The organism is Dokdonia sp. (assembly GCF_039945015.1).
Taxonomy (GTDB): Bacteria; Bacteroidota; Bacteroidia; order Flavobacteriales; family Flavobacteriaceae; genus Dokdonia.
This window is the reverse complement of sequence record NZ_JBDUXP010000015.1, coordinates 40,212-58,817: the sequence shown is the minus strand read 5'-3', so window position 1 is coordinate 58,817 and position 18,606 is coordinate 40,212. Positions and strand designations below refer to the sequence as shown.

At 34.3% G+C, this 18,606-nt stretch carries 12 protein-coding genes; 4 read left to right on the top strand and 8 right to left on the bottom strand.

Going from position 1 to position 18,606, the window contains the following annotated elements; genetic code table 11:
* Positions 1 to 102: 102 nt before the first annotated feature.
* Positions 103 to 759: a hypothetical protein gene (locus ABJD27_RS10985; RefSeq protein WP_348166778.1), complete on the top strand. Its 657-nt coding sequence runs from the start codon at positions 103 to 105 to the stop codon at positions 757 to 759.
* A gap of 297 nt (positions 760 to 1,056) precedes the next feature.
* Here ABJD27_RS10985 and ABJD27_RS10980 read toward each other — a convergent pair whose 3' ends face one another.
* The 3 genes from ABJD27_RS10980 to hisS all read right to left on the bottom strand — a co-directional run bounded on the left by ABJD27_RS10980 (position 1,057) and on the right by hisS (position 9,590).
* Positions 1,057 to 6,252, bottom strand: coding sequence for a T9SS type A sorting domain-containing protein (locus tag ABJD27_RS10980; protein ID WP_348166775.1), 5,196 nt, complete (start codon positions 6,250 to 6,252; stop codon positions 1,057 to 1,059).
* Positions 6,253 to 6,459: 207 nt separating this feature from the next.
* Entirely contained in the window at positions 6,460 to 8,091 is a 1,632-nt protein-coding gene (locus ABJD27_RS10975) for an FAD-dependent protein (RefSeq protein ID WP_348166772.1), read from the bottom strand.
* Positions 8,092 to 8,219: 128 nt separating this feature from the next.
* Positions 8,220 to 9,590 (bottom strand): histidine--tRNA ligase, encoded by a 1,371-nt coding sequence (gene hisS / locus ABJD27_RS10970; protein WP_348166769.1) that lies wholly within the window; start codon positions 9,588 to 9,590, stop codon positions 8,220 to 8,222.
* 331 nt (positions 9,591 to 9,921) lie between these two features.
* Here hisS and ABJD27_RS10965 point away from each other — a divergent pair, with 331 nt between their 5' ends.
* Positions 9,922 to 11,337, top strand: coding sequence for an alpha/beta fold hydrolase (locus tag ABJD27_RS10965; RefSeq protein ID WP_348166766.1), 1,416 nt, complete (start codon positions 9,922 to 9,924; stop codon positions 11,335 to 11,337).
* 11 nt (positions 11,338 to 11,348) lie between these two features.
* Positions 11,349 to 12,584 carry an ABC transporter permease gene (locus ABJD27_RS10960; protein WP_348166763.1) on the top strand — a complete coding sequence of 412 codons (1,236 nt, stop codon included), beginning with the start codon at positions 11,349 to 11,351 and terminating at the stop codon, positions 12,582 to 12,584.
* Between the two features lie 373 nt (positions 12,585 to 12,957).
* On the opposite strand, the gene ABJD27_RS10955 is transcribed toward ABJD27_RS10960, so the two are convergent.
* From ABJD27_RS10955 to rpsF, 4 genes are all read right to left on the bottom strand, one after another.
* Positions 12,958 to 13,437: a DUF6495 family protein gene (locus ABJD27_RS10955; protein ID WP_348166801.1), complete on the bottom strand. Its 480-nt coding sequence runs from the start codon at positions 13,435 to 13,437 to the stop codon at positions 12,958 to 12,960.
* Between the two features lie 147 nt (positions 13,438 to 13,584).
* Positions 13,585 to 14,034: a 50S ribosomal protein L9 gene (gene rplI / locus ABJD27_RS10950; RefSeq protein WP_348166760.1), complete on the bottom strand. Its 450-nt coding sequence runs from the start codon at positions 14,032 to 14,034 to the stop codon at positions 13,585 to 13,587.
* Between the two features lie 13 nt (positions 14,035 to 14,047).
* On the bottom strand, positions 14,048 to 14,347 hold the full coding sequence (rpsR, locus tag ABJD27_RS10945) for a 30S ribosomal protein S18 (protein WP_299679900.1): 300 nt from the start codon (positions 14,345 to 14,347) through the stop codon (positions 14,048 to 14,050).
* A gap of 2 nt (positions 14,348 to 14,349) precedes the next feature.
* Positions 14,350 to 14,688 (bottom strand): 30S ribosomal protein S6, encoded by a 339-nt coding sequence (rpsF, locus tag ABJD27_RS10940; protein WP_348166756.1) that lies wholly within the window; start codon positions 14,686 to 14,688, stop codon positions 14,350 to 14,352.
* A gap of 402 nt (positions 14,689 to 15,090) precedes the next feature.
* On the opposite strand from rpsF, the gene ABJD27_RS10935 reads away from it, so the two are divergent.
* On the top strand, positions 15,091 to 15,792 hold the full coding sequence (locus ABJD27_RS10935) for a LytTR family DNA-binding domain-containing protein (RefSeq protein ID WP_348166753.1): 702 nt from the start codon (positions 15,091 to 15,093) through the stop codon (positions 15,790 to 15,792).
* A gap of 116 nt (positions 15,793 to 15,908) precedes the next feature.
* Here ABJD27_RS10935 and priA read toward each other — a convergent pair whose 3' ends face one another.
* Positions 15,909 to 18,362, bottom strand: coding sequence for a primosomal protein N' (gene priA / locus ABJD27_RS10930; RefSeq protein ID WP_348166750.1), 2,454 nt, complete (start codon positions 18,360 to 18,362; stop codon positions 15,909 to 15,911).
* Positions 18,363 to 18,606 lie beyond the last annotated feature (244 nt).

Sequence of the window (18,606 nt, the reverse complement as noted above, 5' to 3'; positions counted from 1 at the left end):
TAATGCTATCTATCTGTTACTTAAAATAATGGCGTAAAAAGAAAAATAAAATAAAATCTATTTTTAAATGCGTACCTTTTATAAACATAACAAATATCAATAATGAGCGACACATATTCCATTTTTAGAAAGTTTCCATCTTTAGAGTTGGCAAAAGAACTCGAGACAATGTTACAAACACATGGTATCGAATCTATTCTTGGTGATAATGTCTCTTCTGTAGATGCTACTATTTCTGGAGGTACATTACAAAACCAAATAGAAATTAGAATCAAACCTTCAGATTTTGAAAAAGCAGAAGCAATCCTTGAAAAAAATGTAGAAGACTTAATAGATCAAATTGATAAAGATTATTATCTATTTCAATTTACGGATGAAGAGCTTTACGAGGTCATATTAAAATCTGACGAATGGAGTCCATTTGATTATAAGCTTGCTCAAAAGATCTTGACAGAACGAGGAAAATCTATTGATAAGGATTTACTAGCCTCTCTTAAAAATGAACGTCTTAAATTACTTGCCCAACCAGAAGGAAATCAAAAACCATGGATTATTGCTGGATATATATTTTCTTTTTTAGGAGGATTCTTAGGATTGATTATCGGTTACTTTCTATGGACTTCTAAAAAGACACTTCCAAATGGGCAGAAGGTCTACTCCTATAGTGCAAAAGACAGAAGACAAGGAAAGTATATCTTTTATATAGGACTAATCATAATCCCCAGTGCTTTATTAATCAGAATACTGATGGAGTTTTAAGCTTTTTCAAATAATATTTTCATAAAAACGAATTATAGGAAATAGGTTTTATAGTACCCATTACATTAATAGCAGACATTGATACCATTACCATAAAATCTTTTGATGATACTATGGGAGACGATCCTCATTTATATGAATTCAAAATATTAGAAGACGAGGATAATGAAATACTACTTACGTGTAATTAGGATTTCTTTTCAGGATGTTCTTATTCATAATTCTAAATATAAAAACCCCTGTGAACTGTTATTCACAGGGGTTTTTTACAACTTATATTATTTATTAATTATAGTATCAATTTTTAATAATTTGTTTGACAGTAGTAATTCCTTTATCAGACTGTATTTGAATGAAATACAATCCATTAGCATATTCCTCCATGGATACTACAGTTTCTAGAGAAGCATTTTTAAAGAGTATTTTTTTTAGTATCCGTCCTCGTACATCTGTTAGAATTGCTTCGCTTAGTGCTACCTCATTACGATTTTCTATGGTAAATGTATCTGTTGTTGGGTTTGGATATATAGATATTCCCGTGTTAAGTATATTATCTCCTACACTCAGGAATTCTTCAATTGTCAATATAAATGAACGTACATTTACATTACCAGAAGTATCTGTTGCACTTACCACAACCTCAACAGTATCTCCTATATTAAATATTGCACCAGGTTGAGGGTCTTGCGTAATCATATTATCAATAGTACAATTATCAGAAACTGTAATTAAGTCTGTAAAATCTTCTAATATATAGGTCGTTTCCCCTTCTTCCGCATATACAACACTATTGCTTGGTAAGTCAGAAATAACCGGAGCCATAGTATCAACAACAGTAACCGTAGCTTCACAATTCGCTGTTTCACCGTCTTGATTTAGTGTAACTGTAATAATAACTTCTCCTATATCTGAACAGCTAAATTCAGAAATGTCTAAGGATGTCCCTTCTATAGGCTCTCCAAGAAGATCTTCTGGTAATATAGACGCCATACCATTTTCATCAAGTGCAACGGTAATATCTGTACATTGAGCCTCAAAAGGAGCTTCTCGTGTAAATTTGAGAAGAACAACTTCTGGTTCAGCACCACATGCATTTGAATGGTTGTCTAATATGCTTACTATAAACTCAGAATCATCAGTAGGGTCAAACTCACCTCCTATTACGGGTTCAAGAGTGATTTCACCCCCACAGCCAGAAAAACCCAAAGTTATCCCTCTATCTAAAGTAACATTTCCTGTATCTTCATTAAAATCAATGATAAATGTTATTGGATCAATACCAAATAATATTGGCGTATAACTAGCATCAAAAGATCGTTCATTAATACTCAAAGGATTAAAAGGGCTTTCTTGTGAGATATCAGTAATTGTTTCAAAGAATATAAATGGAGAGTTATCAAAATCTACTGCAAAAGTAAAAGTTCCATAGACTCCATCTGTCAACTGTTCCACATAATACTGACCTGTAAACAATCCAGGCTCTATATCATCCTCATCAATAGGGTCATCTACGGTTAGAAAAAAGGAACATTCTTGGCCTATATTACCTGAAACATCTACAGCAGTAATATCTATATAACTCCCTTCATTTGCCTCAAAAACAGTACCCACTGGAGGGTCTTGTAGTAAATAATCAATATCGCAATTATCTGAAAAGATAGCAGATGTAGTAAAATCTTCTAAAGTATACGTATTGTCTTCTGGATCTGCAGTTACTATAATACTATAATAAAAGCATTCTTCAATGACTGGATCTGTATTATCAATAACAGTAACAGTGGCTTGACAACTAATTGTTTCTCCACCTTGCTCTACAGAGGCAGTCACGATAACTTGTCCCAAATCTGAACAACTAAACTCAGAAATATCTAATGATGCACCTTCTATAGGCTCTGTTAGAACATCTTCTATCGATATAGATGCAACTCCTGTTTCATCAAGTAAAACTGTAATATCTGTGCATTGAATTCCTAAAAAGGGTACTATTGTAACTGTAGGTGTACAAATACTCATATTTCCAAAACTATCTGTAGCTGTTATAGTTACCACATTTTCGCCAACGTCATCACAAGTTAATATAGGAGGATCTATTTCATAGGTCAATGGTTCTCCATTACAATTATCTATAGGGAGTCCTTTAATAAAATAAAGCTCTTTTATCCCTGAATAAGTACTCGTTGGATTTAATAGCACTTCTATTTCTTGAGTATTCAAATCAAGTGTATAAATAGTATTACAATTATTTCTATTTGAGGAAACAATTATTTTATTATTTCCTAAGTACTCAAGGGTTTTGGCTCCAATACACTGATGATGTTCTTCAAGAGTATATTCAAATAATTCATTAAATACGTGAGTCCCTATTTGAAATTCAAAAACACGAAGATCAGATGATTGTGTTGTTATAAATAAGAATCTATCATCATCATCATCATACGTAATGTTACCAATATCACTTACAGGTACCTCTACCTCTAATAGAGATAGCGTCATATCATTTAAATCGAGAATATTTATTTCTCCTCCCGAATAAAGGATATATAAATTTCCTTGGCCGTCAAATTCCATACTAAAAGGAAATTCATTTCCAGCAACAGAAACCATATTTGACACAAAAGTTAGTTCGCTATTTTCATTATTAATATCAAAGGTGTATAAATCTATCCCTGATTCATCTCCTCCTAATAAAAATGTTTCGTTAGTAATAGGGTTTTGAGTTAATGCATAATTTCTTTCTAATTCTGATAGATATGAGTATGGACTATCTAAAGATATTTCATCTGTAAAACTATTATAATCATAACGTCTTATGTTATGTGACGGGTCATAAAGAGTAGAAGAATACATTGCATATAATTTCCCATTAACGCCTCCAGAGACCAATAATTCTGGAGTTAAAAGCAATTCACAACTAGAGTCTAATTCTATAGTGATATCTGGACATTCATCAAGCTCAGGAATTTCAGGTAAAACTTCAAAAGTAGCTATTGCCACATCTTCATTATCACAAATTCCTATATATGCATAAGAAATAGCGTGATTCCCAACTCCTGCACTAACAGGGTCGAATGTACATGTAAGACCATTTCCATCATCTGTCACTCCTAAACCACTATAAATACCTCCTTCAGGAATTCCTCCTCCTAACCCAGTTATAACACCACTATCTGTACAAAAAACTGTTTCTGATGGTGTAAATGCTACACCTTCATCAAAAGGTAATACTGTAATAATGAAAGAACATGTTTCTATATTTCCATGTACATCTGTTGCTACAAAGGTCACTTCATTATCTCCTATATCATCACACATAAATAAATTAGGTGTTACTACATAATCTATGGGTTGTCCACTACAATTATCTGTTGGAAGGGGATCTGAACTTGTTAAATGCAAATCCTTAACACTAAAATATGAACTTGAAGATTCTAGTATTACCTCCGCCATTTCTGTAAGAAGATCTACTCTATAAATACTTCTATCACAAGAACTACTCGTTACTACCAATTGATTATCGCCTACATATTCAATATCTTCAACTCCACAAGCAACAGGAACAGGAGAATTAAGACTAAATAAAGTTGTTGTTCCTCCAGTATTAGGATTGACTTCTAATAGATGTACAGGGTTATTCCCATACGCTACAATAAGTCTATCCGTATCTGTGTTTAACGTTAACCCTATAGCAGTATCTCCAGATGTAGGTACCATCATAAAAGGTGTCATTTCTAAAGTACTTAAATTTAAAGTCTCTATTACTCCATTTTCAAAAAGAAAATATAAATTTCCTTCACTATCAAAAATCATATCCTCAGGAGACCGATCGCCTGATGATGATACAATTGTTTTAATTAATATAGGATCTGAAGATGTATCATCTAAATTTATCATGTATAAGTCTCTATCTAGTGAGTCATTACTAGATAATATATAAGTTACTCCTGTCTGTATATTTTGATCTAAAGCTAATTGATTATGAATACCAATAGAGTTTACATAATAAACATCTCGCGAAATAGCTCCAGTAGTAAGATTATAAAAATATCTAAATATATTAGCTGTCGGTCGACATTCAGCGCTAAGTCCATATAAAAACACAGTATCAGGTGTAACGCCTTCAAAATCCAACCCATAAAATAATTGTTCTGGACTTATCGTAGTCTCTCCATTCTCATCTAAGGTAATTTCAACATCTTGACATTGTAAATCAGGAATAGATGATACTATTTCTATAGTGGCAGACACCTCCCTTTCTATCCCACAAGAATCAAATCTTGTGTATGTAATATCCTGCATTCCTTCTCCTGAAACATTAGGATCAAATGAAAATGTTTCGCCATTACCATCATCTGTAACACCTTCTCCACTATACACACCTCCTACCGGAAGTCCACCGGTTAATCCAATCATAATACCTTGACCTGCACAAAAAGTATTATCAATTTCTAAAGTAATAGGATTAGCTATGACTGTTACTATCGCAGTACAAGTACTCATTGTACCTTCACTATTTGTAGCAGTAATTATCACTGTATTTTCTCCTAAATCATCACACGTAAACGTATCTACATCTACACTTACTAAAACTTCATTTCCTTGTTCATCAGGAAACCCTCCTGTATTAGGAATAAAAGCAACATAATCATTATAAGCACTCCAATAACCAGCACTGCGACCGGGTGCGGCATATCCTTCTGTCCCATCCGCATTTTCAATTCCTTGACTATAAGCATCACCTGGAGAACTTATATGTAAACTATGAAATTCTATAAGACTAGAACCTTCATAAAGGTGTATTTGAGTAGTTGCACTACCAGCCATATAACCAAGATCTAGTAGTCCTTTAAACTCTACCACTACGATTCTGTTAGGAGCCATTCCTACAGTATGATATTTAACCCTGCTTTGTGAGCCTAGTGTCCAATTCCACCAAACTGGGGTTATAAAATTATTGATTCTCCCATATGTAGGAATTGGCGGAGTACTAAACGAACTATAACAAACTCCAGGATTCGGATTATCATCAAAGGTTATAAAACCTTTGGAAGATATTCTAAACTCATTTTGTACTTCTCCAAAAAATGTAAAATCAAAACCGATAGGTATAAACTCTGACACTTCATCATTAGATATATCAACCATCGTACCCTGTGCGTTCAAACTTACAGGATTAAATTCTCCTGTCTGATCTATGGTATATCCAGTATCAGGAAGAAAATTAGTGACCACATCTGGAGGTGTGATACTTGCTGTACCATTTTCATCTAGGAATATTGTAATATCTTGACAGTTAACAGTAAGCTCCATAGCTTCACAATCATCTGCAGCAATATTTTTATTTTCTTCTTTAGAAGATTTATTCTCAAAAATTTTATCTTCAGTTTTAAGAATAGAAGGAGAGTCTCTATTTAATCTTAAATAGCTATTTAATGATGTAGCCTGAGATAGCACAGAGATAAGACAACATAAAATCAATAAGTATAGTTTCTTCATATTCTTAAATAGTATATATCATTATATATTTTAATATTCTTGAAGATATTTAATGCCTATGATTCTAAAGTTAGATAGAACCAGATTCTATAAATGCATCCCCTTGCAAAAATTATAAATCTTAAATTAATCATGTAAAAATAGGGCTATTTAAAATAATACATTATTCCCTAAATAATTTAGAAACAACACTAGTTTAAGGTATTTTCACTCCCCTATACGCTTTCTCTTCTTTTTCACTTTAGGCACTTCCTCACTTGGAGTCGGAGTTGATGTTGACGTCAACATTTCATACTTCTCTACCACCCGATCCACACAATTAATTCCGTCTATAGCCGCCGAAATAATACCTCCTGCATACCCAGCTCCTTCTCCACAAGGATATAATCCTTGTATCTCCACATGTTCTAAAGTAATAGGATCACGAGGGATAGACACAGGAGAAGAAGTTCTACTTTCTGGAGCGTGTAATACAGCATCATTTGTTAAATACCCTTTCATCTTTCTACCAAAGGCAAGAAACGCTTTCTTTAAACGCTTTGCGAGTAACGGAGGTAATACTTTATTTAAATCTACAGAGACAATTCCTGGTTGGTAGGATGTCTTTGGAAAGTCTTTTGAAACACGCCCATCTACAAAATCACGCATGCGTTGTGCAGGAACAGCCTGTGTTTTTCCGGCCGCTTCCCAGCAAGCTCGCTCTACCGATTTTTGAAAATCTAAGCATACAAACGGATCCCCTTCTTTATAATTAGGTAAATCTTCTGGAGTCACACTCACTACGATTCCAGAATTAGAATACGGATTATCTCGTTTAGAAGGACTCCAACCATTGGTTACCACTTCCTCCTGTGCCGTAGCACAAGGTGCTATAATCCCCCCTGGACACATACAGAAGGAGTATACACCCATCCCATCGACCTGTTGTACTAAACTATACGAAGCAGGAGGCAAATAGGGATTATCACTATCCCCATGATATTGAATATCATCAATCAACTCCTGTTGATGCTCTATACGTACCCCTATGGCAAAAGGTTTTGCTTCTATTTTTACGTTTCTTTTATGCAATAAGTAAAAGATATCACGGGCACTATGACCTGTTGCTAATATGACATTATCAAATGATAACCAGTCGATATCATTGATCTGGATTTCTTTAATCTGATTGTCTATTATTTTTAGATCGGTAAGCTTACTCTCAAAACGAACTTCGCCACCGGCTTCTAGAATAGCCTCTCGCATGGTTGTAATGATCTTGGGTAATTTATTAGTCCCAATATGCGGATGCGCATCTACCAAAATATCTTCTACAGCGCCAAAATGTACAAACCACTCAATCGCTTTTAATACATTTCCTCGTTTTTTTGATCGGGTATATAATTTCCCATCAGAATAGGTTCCTGCACCACCTTCGCCAAAACAATAATTAGAATCTTCGTTTACAATATGATCTTTATTGATCGCTGCAAGGTCACGACGACGTGCTCTCACATCTTTTCCGCGTTCAAAAATGATAGGTTTTAATCCTCCTTCTACAGCGCGTAAAGCGGCATATAAACCAGCAGGACCAGCACCTATAATGGCTACCTCTGGCGCATTGTGTACTTTTTGAGGTACAAATGCAGGTAGTGATTCTCGTACTTCGTCTTGCTTCCAGAACTCAATCTGTAATGAGATACGTACTGGAGATTTACGGGCATCAATGCTTCGTTTACGGATATCCCATTCTCGCACATCATCTGCTCTTAATCTCGCTTTCGAAAAAGCTTTCTCAGCGATATAGTCATCGTCTTCGGCTTGATGTGGTAATACGTTTATTTGAACGAGCGTACTCATAGATTGGTTTTCAGTCTTTAATAATCTTCTACTATTTCTTAGTACGCTCCTGCCTGCCGTCAAGCAGGTTCGCGAAAGCGATCACAACAGCATTATCTATCAATACAATAATGCTAGTTCATTATATACTATTTCAATCTTTCGATCAATGCATCTAGTGTCACTGTTTCTTGTTCTCCAGCCACCATATCTTTTAATGTAAATGTACCCTGCTCTATTTCTTGCTCTCCCGCAAGAATCACAAACGGAATCTCACGACGATTAGCATAGGTCATTTGTTTTTTCATCTTAGCAGCATCTGGATACAATACCGCTGTGATTCCTTGCCTACGAAGATTTTTTATCGCTTTCATAGCATATAATGCCTCTTTATCTCCAAAATTGATAAAAATGACTTTAACACCTTCAGTAGCTTCTTCTGGAAACAAGTTAAGCTCTTCTATTACATTATAAATACGATCGAGTCCAAAAGAAATTCCTACGCCACTTACATCTTTCAATCCAAAGATTCCAGTAAGATCTGCATAACGGCCACCACCACCTATACTTCCCATAGCAACTCCTTCTGGTGCTGCTACTTCAAAAATGGCGCCTGTATAATAATTAAGACCACGAGCTAGTGTTACATCTAATTGTAATTTTGCAGTTTCTAGTTCTAATGACTCTATAGCTTCATTAATAAACACCAACTCTTCTATTCCTTGTGTTCCTATTTCTGAGGTAGCTAATAAATTTTTTAACGTTCCTAATTGATCTCCAAAACTTCCAGAAATCGTAAATATAGGATCTATTGCTTGTATCGCTTCTTGAGTAATTCCTTTAGAAATCATCTCTTCAACTACCTTTTCCTTCCCTATTTTGTCTAGCTTGTCTAAGGCTACGGTAAAATCAATCAGTTTATCACTCGCTCCAATCACTTCTGCAATACCAGAAAGGATTTTACGATTGTTCATTTTGATGGTAATTCCTTCTAATTTTAAGGCAGTAAATACAGCATCATATAGTTGTACAAACTCTACTTCTTGCCATAAAGAATCACTTCCTACAACATCGGCATCACACTGACAAAATTCTCTATAACGTCCTTTTTGTGGACGATCTGCACGCCATACCAATTGCATTTGAGAACGCTTAAAGGGCAATACAATATCATTTCTGTTTTGTACTACGTATCTCGCAAAAGGGACTGTTAAGTCATAACGTAACGCTTTTTCTGAGATTTGTGACGTAAGTGCGTTTGAGTCTGCTTTCGCGAAAGCGTCATCCTTTACCTTATTTAAATAATCGCCACTATTTAAGATTTTAAAAATCAATCGATCTCCTTCTTCCCCATATTTCCCCATCAAGGTACTACTGTTTTCAAAACTAGGTGTCTCAATAGGTTGAAACCCGTAGTGCTGAAATTGCGTACGAATCGTGTTCATAATATATGAACGTTTTGCTACCTCTATAGGCGAAAAATCACGAGTTCCTTTTGGTATGGATGGTTTTTGAGCCATTATTATGTGCCTTATATTAATTAGTAAGCGCTTATTCCTAAATCATCATGACATATAACCTACTCCTTTTACTAGTAGCTACGTGCAAAGCGCTTGCAAATATCTTAAAATTTGAGGGTTTGAAATGAGTATAAACAAAATTATTTTTTTGAATAACAACCAAATAATTATTTTTTTATGCGAAAGCGAAGCGGTTGATTTAATCAGAAATTTTTTATTTCATTTCTAAAAAATTAAAAATTTCAAGTAAATGAAATAATTAATTCAAAAGTTTGGTAACTTTTTTACAACTCAATAGTCTTATCACAAACAACTACTAAAACCTTTATACATGAATCGATTATTATTTGTTGTTTTTTTAAGCCTAACGAGCCTAGTTTCTTATGGTCAAAACGCTACTGGCGATTGGTATGGAAATCTAGAAGTACGTCCTGGTATGGCATTATCTCTTGTAGTACATATTACAGAGGCAGATGGCACATATAGCGGCACCTTAGATAGTCCAGATCAAAAAGCATTTGGAATTCCTATCACAACAGTAAACTATGCAGATGCAACCTTAAGTTTAGAAATCACAAATATGGGAATCACCTATACAGGTACTGTAAAAAGTGATGCTCTTATTGAAGGAACGTTTAAGCAAGGAGGGCAAACATTCCCACTAGAACTTACGCACGAAGCAAGTAGTATAGAGAAACCCAATAAACCTCAAGAGCCTAAAGTGCCTTTTCCTTATAATACAGAAGAAATTACTTTTGAAAATAAAGCGGCTAATGCCACATTTGCAGGAACGATCACTTTACCCAAAGTAACTTTTAAAGGAAAAAAGAAATTACCCGCTGTTATTTTAATTTCTGGTTCTGGTCCTCAAGATCGTAATGAAGAATTACTAGGACATAAACCTTTCCTTGTCATAGCAGATTACCTAACCCGCCATGGGATTGCTGTATTACGTTATGATGATAGAGGAACCGCAGCGTCTACTGGAACATTTTCTGGTGCTACTAGCGCCGACTTTGCTACCGATGCTCAAGCAGCTTTTGATTTTCTTAAAAATCATCCAGATATAGATGCTTCAAAAATTGGATTTGCTGGACATAGTGAAGGCGGTCTTATCGCTCCTATGGTTGCCTCTCAAAACAAAGAGGTTGCATTTATTGCACTTCTTGCTGGTGTAGGACAACCTGGAGATGAACTTCTTATGGAACAAGGATATCTCATAGGAAAAGCACAAGGTTTTGACGATGAGATGCTACGTAAAAATCGTATTGCACAAGAAGTGATGTTTGGTATTGTAAAGGAATACTACGGTAATACTCCAAAAATAAAAGAGGAACTCACCACATATTTAGAAAATGCATTAGATCAAAATCCAGAAATGATTCCAGAAGGTAACACCAAGGAGGGTCTTATGAAGCAAGAAGTAAATACACTTTCTTCAGATTGGTTTCAATATTTGGTAGTAACAGATCCGCGACCAACACTAGAGAAAGTAATCTGTCCTGTACTTGCTATTAATGGTTCTTTAGATCTTCAAGTGCCGCCTAAGCAAAATCTTGAAAATATAGAAACAGCTGTTAAAAAAGGTGGAAATACAGATGTCACTATCGTAGAATTCCCTAATTTGAACCATCTCTTCCAAACAACGACTACAGGAAATCCTGCTGAGTATGCTCAATTGGAAGAAACATTTTCTCCAGATGCTCTAAAAGTATTGAGTGACTGGATTATACAAAAGACTAAATAAAATAAACAACCATGTTTACACTCTTTAGAGAAAATCTCCGTATTGCATTTGATAGTATTAAAAGTCAGTTACTAAGAACCATATTAACGGTACTTATCATTTCTATAGGTATTTTTGCATTAGTTGGAATACTTACTTTTATAAAAGCATTTGAAAATACACTTAACAGTGATTTTGCTTCTATAGGAAGTAATACGCTTACGATACAACGGTACGAGTTTACAAACCAACGAAGAGGAGATCGTAAAATTATAAATCCAGTCATAGGATATAGAGATGTAAAAGAGTTTGTAGATGCCTATAACTATCCTACAGCACAAACGGCTATTTCATTTACAGGTACAGCAAGAGCCGAAGTAAAATATGATAATGAAAAAACAGACCCAGAAGTACGTGTGGTTGGTGTAAACGAGAACTTCTTGCAAAACTCTGGTCTCAAACTAGACAAAGGACGTAACTTCACTCCTTTTGATATTAGTAATAATACACGTGTTTGTGTACTAGGTAGTGATTTTTATAAAAATTTATTTAAGGATGATAATCCTATTGGTAAAACCATAAGCATCCGTGGGACAAAATTTAATGTCATCGCTATTCTTGAAGAAAAAGGATCCACTTTTGGAAACAATCAAGATTTACGTGTACTCATTCCTATACAAGTAGCTCGTACGATGTTTACACAACCCAACATTAATTATAATGTGAGTGTGATGGTAGATGATCCAGAATTTTTGGATAATGCTGAAGAAGAAGCGATACTTACTTTTAGAAACATCCGTAAGTTATCTCCTATAGAAGAGAATAACTTTGGAATAGGTCGTAGTGATGATCTTGTAAATCAGATTGCAACTATCACAGGCGCTTTAGGAGCAGCAGCTTGGGTGATTAGTTTGATCACCATTTTTGGTTCCTGTATTGCCCTTGTAAATATTATGCTTGTTTCTGTAACCGAACGTACTCGAGAAATAGGAGTACGAAAAGCACTTGGTGCCAAAAAATCTACAATTGCAAGTCAATTTTTATTTGAAGCTATTCTTATAGGTCAGTTTGGAGGATTATTTGGCATTTTTCTAGGAATTAGTATTGGTTATATTATTGCCATCTCTTTTGACTTAGTATTTACAGTCCCTTGGAACGCTATTATTGCAGCTACCTCTATTACTTTTATTATTGCTATACTCTCAGGGCTATTTCCTGCTATTAAAGCAGCAAAACTAGATCCTATTGAGTCATTAAGGTATGAGTAGTTTGTATAAGAATGTACTATTCTTAATTACTACATTATGTTAAGTTATACTTCTCCTAAAGAGGAAATGGGACTTATAGGAATCTTGTGAAGATCATGCAAAAGTAGTAATTACTTTTTATGAAGAATCTGTAATTTCAGAAGCTTTTGATAGAGGTTTTCGGACACATTCAAACTGGACGATAGACAGTTCAATAGTATATTTTAGTAATATTAATTTATCAGACATTATACTACCTGATATTAGCTATGAATATGCCATAAACGAAACAAGAGATAACCTAGTTTAAACTATTTACAAAAAAGCAAGAGTGTCTCTTTAAATACTTAGGAAGGCAACTAAAAATGTATACCAAGACAAGTACTATAAGAGCTTATTCTTTTACATCTACAAAACGAGCAAACCAGTTGTATAAACTTCCTTTTGTAACAACAGCACCCTGTTGGATTAATTTAAATTTATCAAGATTAGGTTTTTCACCATACTCTTTGCTTGCACTCATAAAGACCACATCATCATTCCCTAAATTATCTTGTAACCATTGATATCCTTCTTTTGTAGTAATATCAATCCCTTCTTTATTAATTTTTACAGCAATCAATGCCATTTTATCTTCTTTAAGCTCAAAAAGATGCATTTGATTAGGAGAGATATGTTCTAAGAATTGTGCTTTTGTCAATACATTTTCCCAAACTAGGTCAGAAAAAATATCAATCTCTTCTTCTGCTACTTCTGGTTTATTGGTTTTAATATCTTCCCATTCATCAGCGGTAATAGATTGTGTCGCTAAGAAATTAATAAATTCTGGATGTAATTCTTCCAGTTGTTCTTTGGTTAATCGAGCATAAGTCATAAATAACATGTACTAACTTTGAGAGGGTTTAAGTACGCTTTCGCGAAAGCGTATAAAAGATATTTTATTTTTTCGGTGCAAATATACCTATAAAAAAACCGCCTTCAATAAATGAAAGCGGTTTTTAAAAAATATGTTTTTTCCGTATTATGCTTCTGCAATTACATCAAAAGCAAATGGTACTACAACATCTCTATGAAAACGGATAGAAGCTTCATAGCTACCTAAACGTTTAATGTTGTTACCAGGAATTGTAATAAATTTTTTCTCAATAGAAACACCAGCTTTTTCTAAAGCTCCAGCTAAGTCTGCATTATTTACAGAACCAAAAAGCTTATCTCCATCTCCAGTTTTAGAAGTAATTTTCACTTCTAAATCTTTCAATTTATTTGCTTCTTTCTGAGCATCACCGATGATTTTCTTCTCTTTGTACTCTCTTTGCTTTAAGTTTTCTGCTAATACTTTTCTAGCCGATGGCGTAGCAAGTACAGCTGCTCCTTGAGGAATTAAGAAATTTCTTCCGTATCCATTTTTTACTGATACGATATCGTCTGCAAATCCTAGATTCTCAACGTCTCTCTTTAATATAAGTTCCATGAATGTCTAGTTTTTATTTGTATAAGTCAGTCACATAAGGCATAAGAGCCAAGTGGCGAGCGCGCTTTACAGCAACACTAACTTTACGTTGATATTTTAATGAAGTTCCTGTAAGACGACGTGGTAACAATTTACCTTGTTCGTTTACAAAAGACAATAACCAATCTGCATCTTTATAATCAACGTATTTAATACCTGATTTTTTGAAACGACAGTATTTTTTTGCCTTATTAGTCTCAATGTTTAAAGGCGTAAGATATCTGATATCTCCGTCTTTTTTACCTTTTGCTTGTTGCTCGATAGATGATGCCATAATTACGCTTGTTTTTTGTTTCTAGCTACTCTTTTTTCAGCCCAAGCAATTGCATGCTTGTCTAACTTCACAGTAAGGTAACGCATAATGCGCTCATCACGACGGAACGTAAGCTCATACTCAGAGATTGCCTCTCCTGGTACAGTAAATTCAAATAAGTGATAAAAACCACTCTTTTTGTGTTGGATAGGATATGCAAGCTTCTTAAGCCCCCAATCCTCTTTATTAACCATCTTAGCACCCTTGCCTTTAAGAAAATCTTCGTACTTCTTAACTGTTTCCTTTATCTGTTCATCAGATAAAACGGGATTCAAGATGAAAACAGTTTCATAATGATTCATATAGAATATGTTTAATTTAAAATGAGTGCAAAAATAAGCATAGTTATTGACCTAACAATATTTTTTTAAAACTTTTTACTCTCCTCATTATCCTTATTCTATCTCTCTAATAATTAAACAAATGCCCTTTACAGATCCTTATACAATCTATAATACCATATCAAACTACTACTTGTTAGTTTGTATATGCATTTCTTTTAAGAATACACACAAATAGCATGTATACACATGAAACAGCATTAAACAACTAATTAACAAGCACTAAACCTTGTTACAACATAATTTTCTTACAATTCAAGAATCGACAAAAAACACAAATATCCGACGAAATTCACTTTTTAATTGGTGTTTCCTTTTTTTTTAAGTATTATTGTATCACTTAACCTATATAAAATTAATACTGTGGAAGGAGTAATTCTAGATTGCGCTGTTGTTGACGACTCAAGTCTGCAACGCCTTGCGATTGTAAAAATGATCAGTGATCATCCTAATTTACGACTCGTAGCCGAATACAATAATGCCATAGAGACAAAAAATGGTTTACTTGAAACTAAGGTAGATTTGATCTTCCTCGATATCGAGATGCCTATATTATCTGGCTTTGATCTATTAGACGATCTTATTCATAAGCCTCAAATTATTTTTGTCACAGGTAAAACAAAGTATGCGTACAAAGCATTTAACTATAATGCTATTGATTACTTACGCAAACCTATTACAAAAGATAGATTTACCAATGCAGTATATAAAGCTATAAGCTTATATAAACTTAAAACTGAAGGCGCTGTAGATGATGATGATTATATCTTTGTAAAAAGTAACCTTAAGAAAAAGAAAGTGATCCTTAATGAGTTAAAATATATCACCGCTCTAGGCGATTATGTAAAACTTGTTACTGTACACGATCCTATTGTAGTACTCGCCACGATGAAATCTTTTGTTGCTCAATTGCCTCCAGAACGTTTTATGCGCATCCATAAATCGTATATTATTAATATAGATAAGGTAGACAAGTACAATAGTAGAAATATAGAAATTGATGGAGAAAAAATTCCATTAAGTAGACATAAGAAAACAGAATTAATCGAAGCTTTATCTGCTTAAATTAATTCACCAAATTACAACATATAAGAAATCCGCTACTGAGTAGCGGATTTTTTTATGCATCAAAAATCTTCATAACGCTTTCGCGAAAGCGTATACAACCATCACCACAGTAATCAATAACAATCTACATCAACAATGAGACGTACACCTCGATATTGAGGTACTGCCATAAAACTAGTTCTTACACGAGCAATTGCTCCCTTTACTTGTTTTAAATTTTGTTTTCGATTAATTTTTATCATCACATTACGTCTATATTGATTACGTATACGAGCAATTGCTGGTGTTTCTGGTCCTAAAACAGCATCGGCTCCTAACACTTGTCGCAATGCTTTTGCTAGCCAGATACTAGACTCTTCTATTTTTTGATAATCACGATGACGTAATGTAATACGAACCAATCTATAAAAAGGAGGATATTTAAAATCACGCCGTTCTTGCAATTGTTCTTCATACATCGCATCAAATTTATTGACCGACACTTGCTGTAATATCTGATGATACGGGTTATAAGTTTGCACCAGTACTTTCCCTTGTTTCTCAGTACGTCCTGCCCTACCCGATACCTGAGCAATTAATTGATAGCTACGCTCATGCGCTCTAAAATCAGGAAAATTAAGCATACTGTCTGCATTTAGGATTCCTACGAGAGTTACATTTCTAAAGTCTAATCCTTTAGTAAGCATTTGCGTTCCCACAAGAATATCAATTTCTTCTTGCTCAAAAGCAGTGATGATTTTTTCAAAACCATATTTTCCTCGTGTCGTATCTGAATCCATACGAGCAATTTTATGATCTGGATATAGTTCTTTAAGCTCAACTTCTATTTGTTCCGTTCCAAATCCTTTTGTAGTAAGCTCTGCACTCCCACAAGCCATACACTTTAATTGCATAGCAATATAATGACCACAATAATGACATCGTAATTGATTACGGTATTTATGATAGGTAAGACTCACATCGCAATTAGGACATTGAGGTGCATGTCCACAGGTAGTACACTCTAATACGGGAGAAAATCCTCTTCTATTTTGAAACAAAATGACTTGTTCTCCGAGTTCTAATGCATCCGTAATCGCACGTAAAAGCGTGTCACTAAAATGCCCTGTCATTTCTCTTTTACGTTGTTTCTCCTTAATATCTACAAGATTGATTTCTGGCATCAAAATATCTCCATGTCTTTGCATTAAAGATACATATCCATACTTCCCTTGCCTTGCATTATAAACACTCTCTATACTAGGCGTTGCTGAGCCTAACAATACTTTTGCTTGAAACATATATCCTAGGACAATCGCTGTATCTCTTGCGTGATATCTAGGTGCTGGATCATATTGTTTAAAACTGCTCTCGTGCTCTTCATCTATAATAACATATCCCAAATCCCTAAACGGAAGAAGCATTGCACTACGAGCACCTATGATAATTTGTGCTTTAGGTTCTTTATGAAGCACATTATTCCATACCTCAACACGTTCATGTACAGAATATTTAGAATGAAAAACAGCTACTTTCTCTCCAAAATAAACCTGTAATCGAGAAATCAACTGCGTGGTCAATGCTATTTCGGGTAATAAGTATAAGATCTGTTTTCCCGTACTAAGGAGTTCGTGTATTAAAGAAACATAGATTTCTGTTTTACCAGAAGCAGTTACCCCATGAAGTAAACATACATTTTGGGTTTCAAAACTTTCTTTTATCTGGGTAAGCGCAATTTCTTGATGTGTGTTTAATTGTTTTGTAGTATGCGTTTCTCCTTCAAAGTTAATTCTATCTTTTCGTTTTTGGTAGATTTCAAAAACCCCTTTACTCACAAGAGATTTAAGTTGAGTAGCTGTTGCATTTGCAGCTTTCTGAAGTGCTATTGTTGTAATGGGTTTATTAGTTTTCGCTTTAAGCGAAAAAAAAGTGAGTAACATCTCACGTTGTTTAGGAGCTTTTGATAATTTTTCTAGAAGTTCATTAAAAGCCTCCTCATCTTTATAATCAGGGTGTAATTGTACAAAAGAGACAATTTTGGGTTTATATTGTTCATAAATTTCTTCTTGTACAGAGATCGCTCCTTTATCTAATAACTTTTTGATCGTAGGCAAAACTTTACGTTTCCCAAGAATATCCATGACTTCTTGAATCTTAATCACAGACTGATGTTGTAAAGCCTCATAGATTAAAAACTCGTCATCTGGCAAATCTGTGTCTTGTAAGATTACGTCTGGACGTAAACTAATAATGGTCTCACTTTCTAATAAGAAAGCACTTGGAAGTGATGCCCTCATCACTTCGCCTTCTGTACACATATAGTAATCTGCCATCCAAGCCCACAACTCAAATTGTTTTTGAGTTACTATAGGATGTTCATCAAGGATATGCTCTATTTCTTTGGCTTCATAGATTGTCGGTGCTTGCTCATGAATATGTTTAACCAGTGCTGCATAGACTTTTGATTTCCCAAAAGGAACAGCTACACGCATACCAGGTTTTAAAAAAGCAGCTTCTGCTTGAGTCACACTATATGTGAATGCTTTTTCTACAGGAATAGGAAGTATGACATCTATGTAATAGGACATGGATATATAAAGGCTCGTTTTGCATTACAAAGGTATTACGTTATACCGATGTAAAATAATAAAAACGAAAATACGAAGTATGTAAGATCATACTACAGTGAGAAGCCTACTTTTATAAACATTAATCTATAAAGTAGTATGTATATGTGTAACTAAAAATTAATTAGTATACAATAAAGAAAGGGAAGCTCCCCGAAGGTCACTTCCCCTTAAAATATTCAATTCCCTAAATTGAATTAAAATA

Excerpts from the sequence above, each read along its gene's own strand:
- rpsR (WP_299679900.1), bottom strand. The coding sequence starts at position 14,347 with ATGGCATCATCTATCGAGCAACAAGCAAAAGGTAAAAAAGACGGAGAT.
- ABJD27_RS10975 (WP_348166772.1), bottom strand. The coding sequence starts at position 8,091 with ATGAGTACGCTCGTTCAAATAAACGTATTACCACATCAAGCCGAAGAC.
- ABJD27_RS10955 (WP_348166801.1), bottom strand. The coding sequence starts at position 13,437 with ATGACTTATGCTCGATTAACCAAAGAACAACTGGAAGAATTACATCCA.
- ABJD27_RS10985 (WP_348166778.1), top strand. The coding sequence starts at position 103 with ATGAGCGACACATATTCCATTTTTAGAAAGTTTCCATCTTTAGAGTTG.
- ABJD27_RS10980 (WP_348166775.1), bottom strand. The coding sequence starts at position 6,252 with ATGAAGAAACTATACTTATTGATTTTATGTTGTCTTATCTCTGTGCTA.
- ABJD27_RS10965 (WP_348166766.1), top strand. The coding sequence starts at position 9,922 with ATGAATCGATTATTATTTGTTGTTTTTTTAAGCCTAACGAGCCTAGTT.
- hisS (WP_348166769.1), bottom strand. The coding sequence starts at position 9,590 with ATGGCTCAAAAACCATCCATACCAAAAGGAACTCGTGATTTTTCGCCT.
- rpsF (WP_348166756.1), bottom strand. The coding sequence starts at position 14,688 with ATGAATCATTATGAAACTGTTTTCATCTTGAATCCCGTTTTATCTGAT.
- rplI (WP_348166760.1), bottom strand. The coding sequence starts at position 14,034 with ATGGAACTTATATTAAAGAGAGACGTTGAGAATCTAGGATTTGCAGAC.
- priA (WP_348166750.1), bottom strand. The coding sequence starts at position 18,362 with ATGTCCTATTACATAGATGTCATACTTCCTATTCCTGTAGAAAAAGCA.
- ABJD27_RS10960 (WP_348166763.1), top strand. The coding sequence starts at position 11,349 with ATGTTTACACTCTTTAGAGAAAATCTCCGTATTGCATTTGATAGTATT.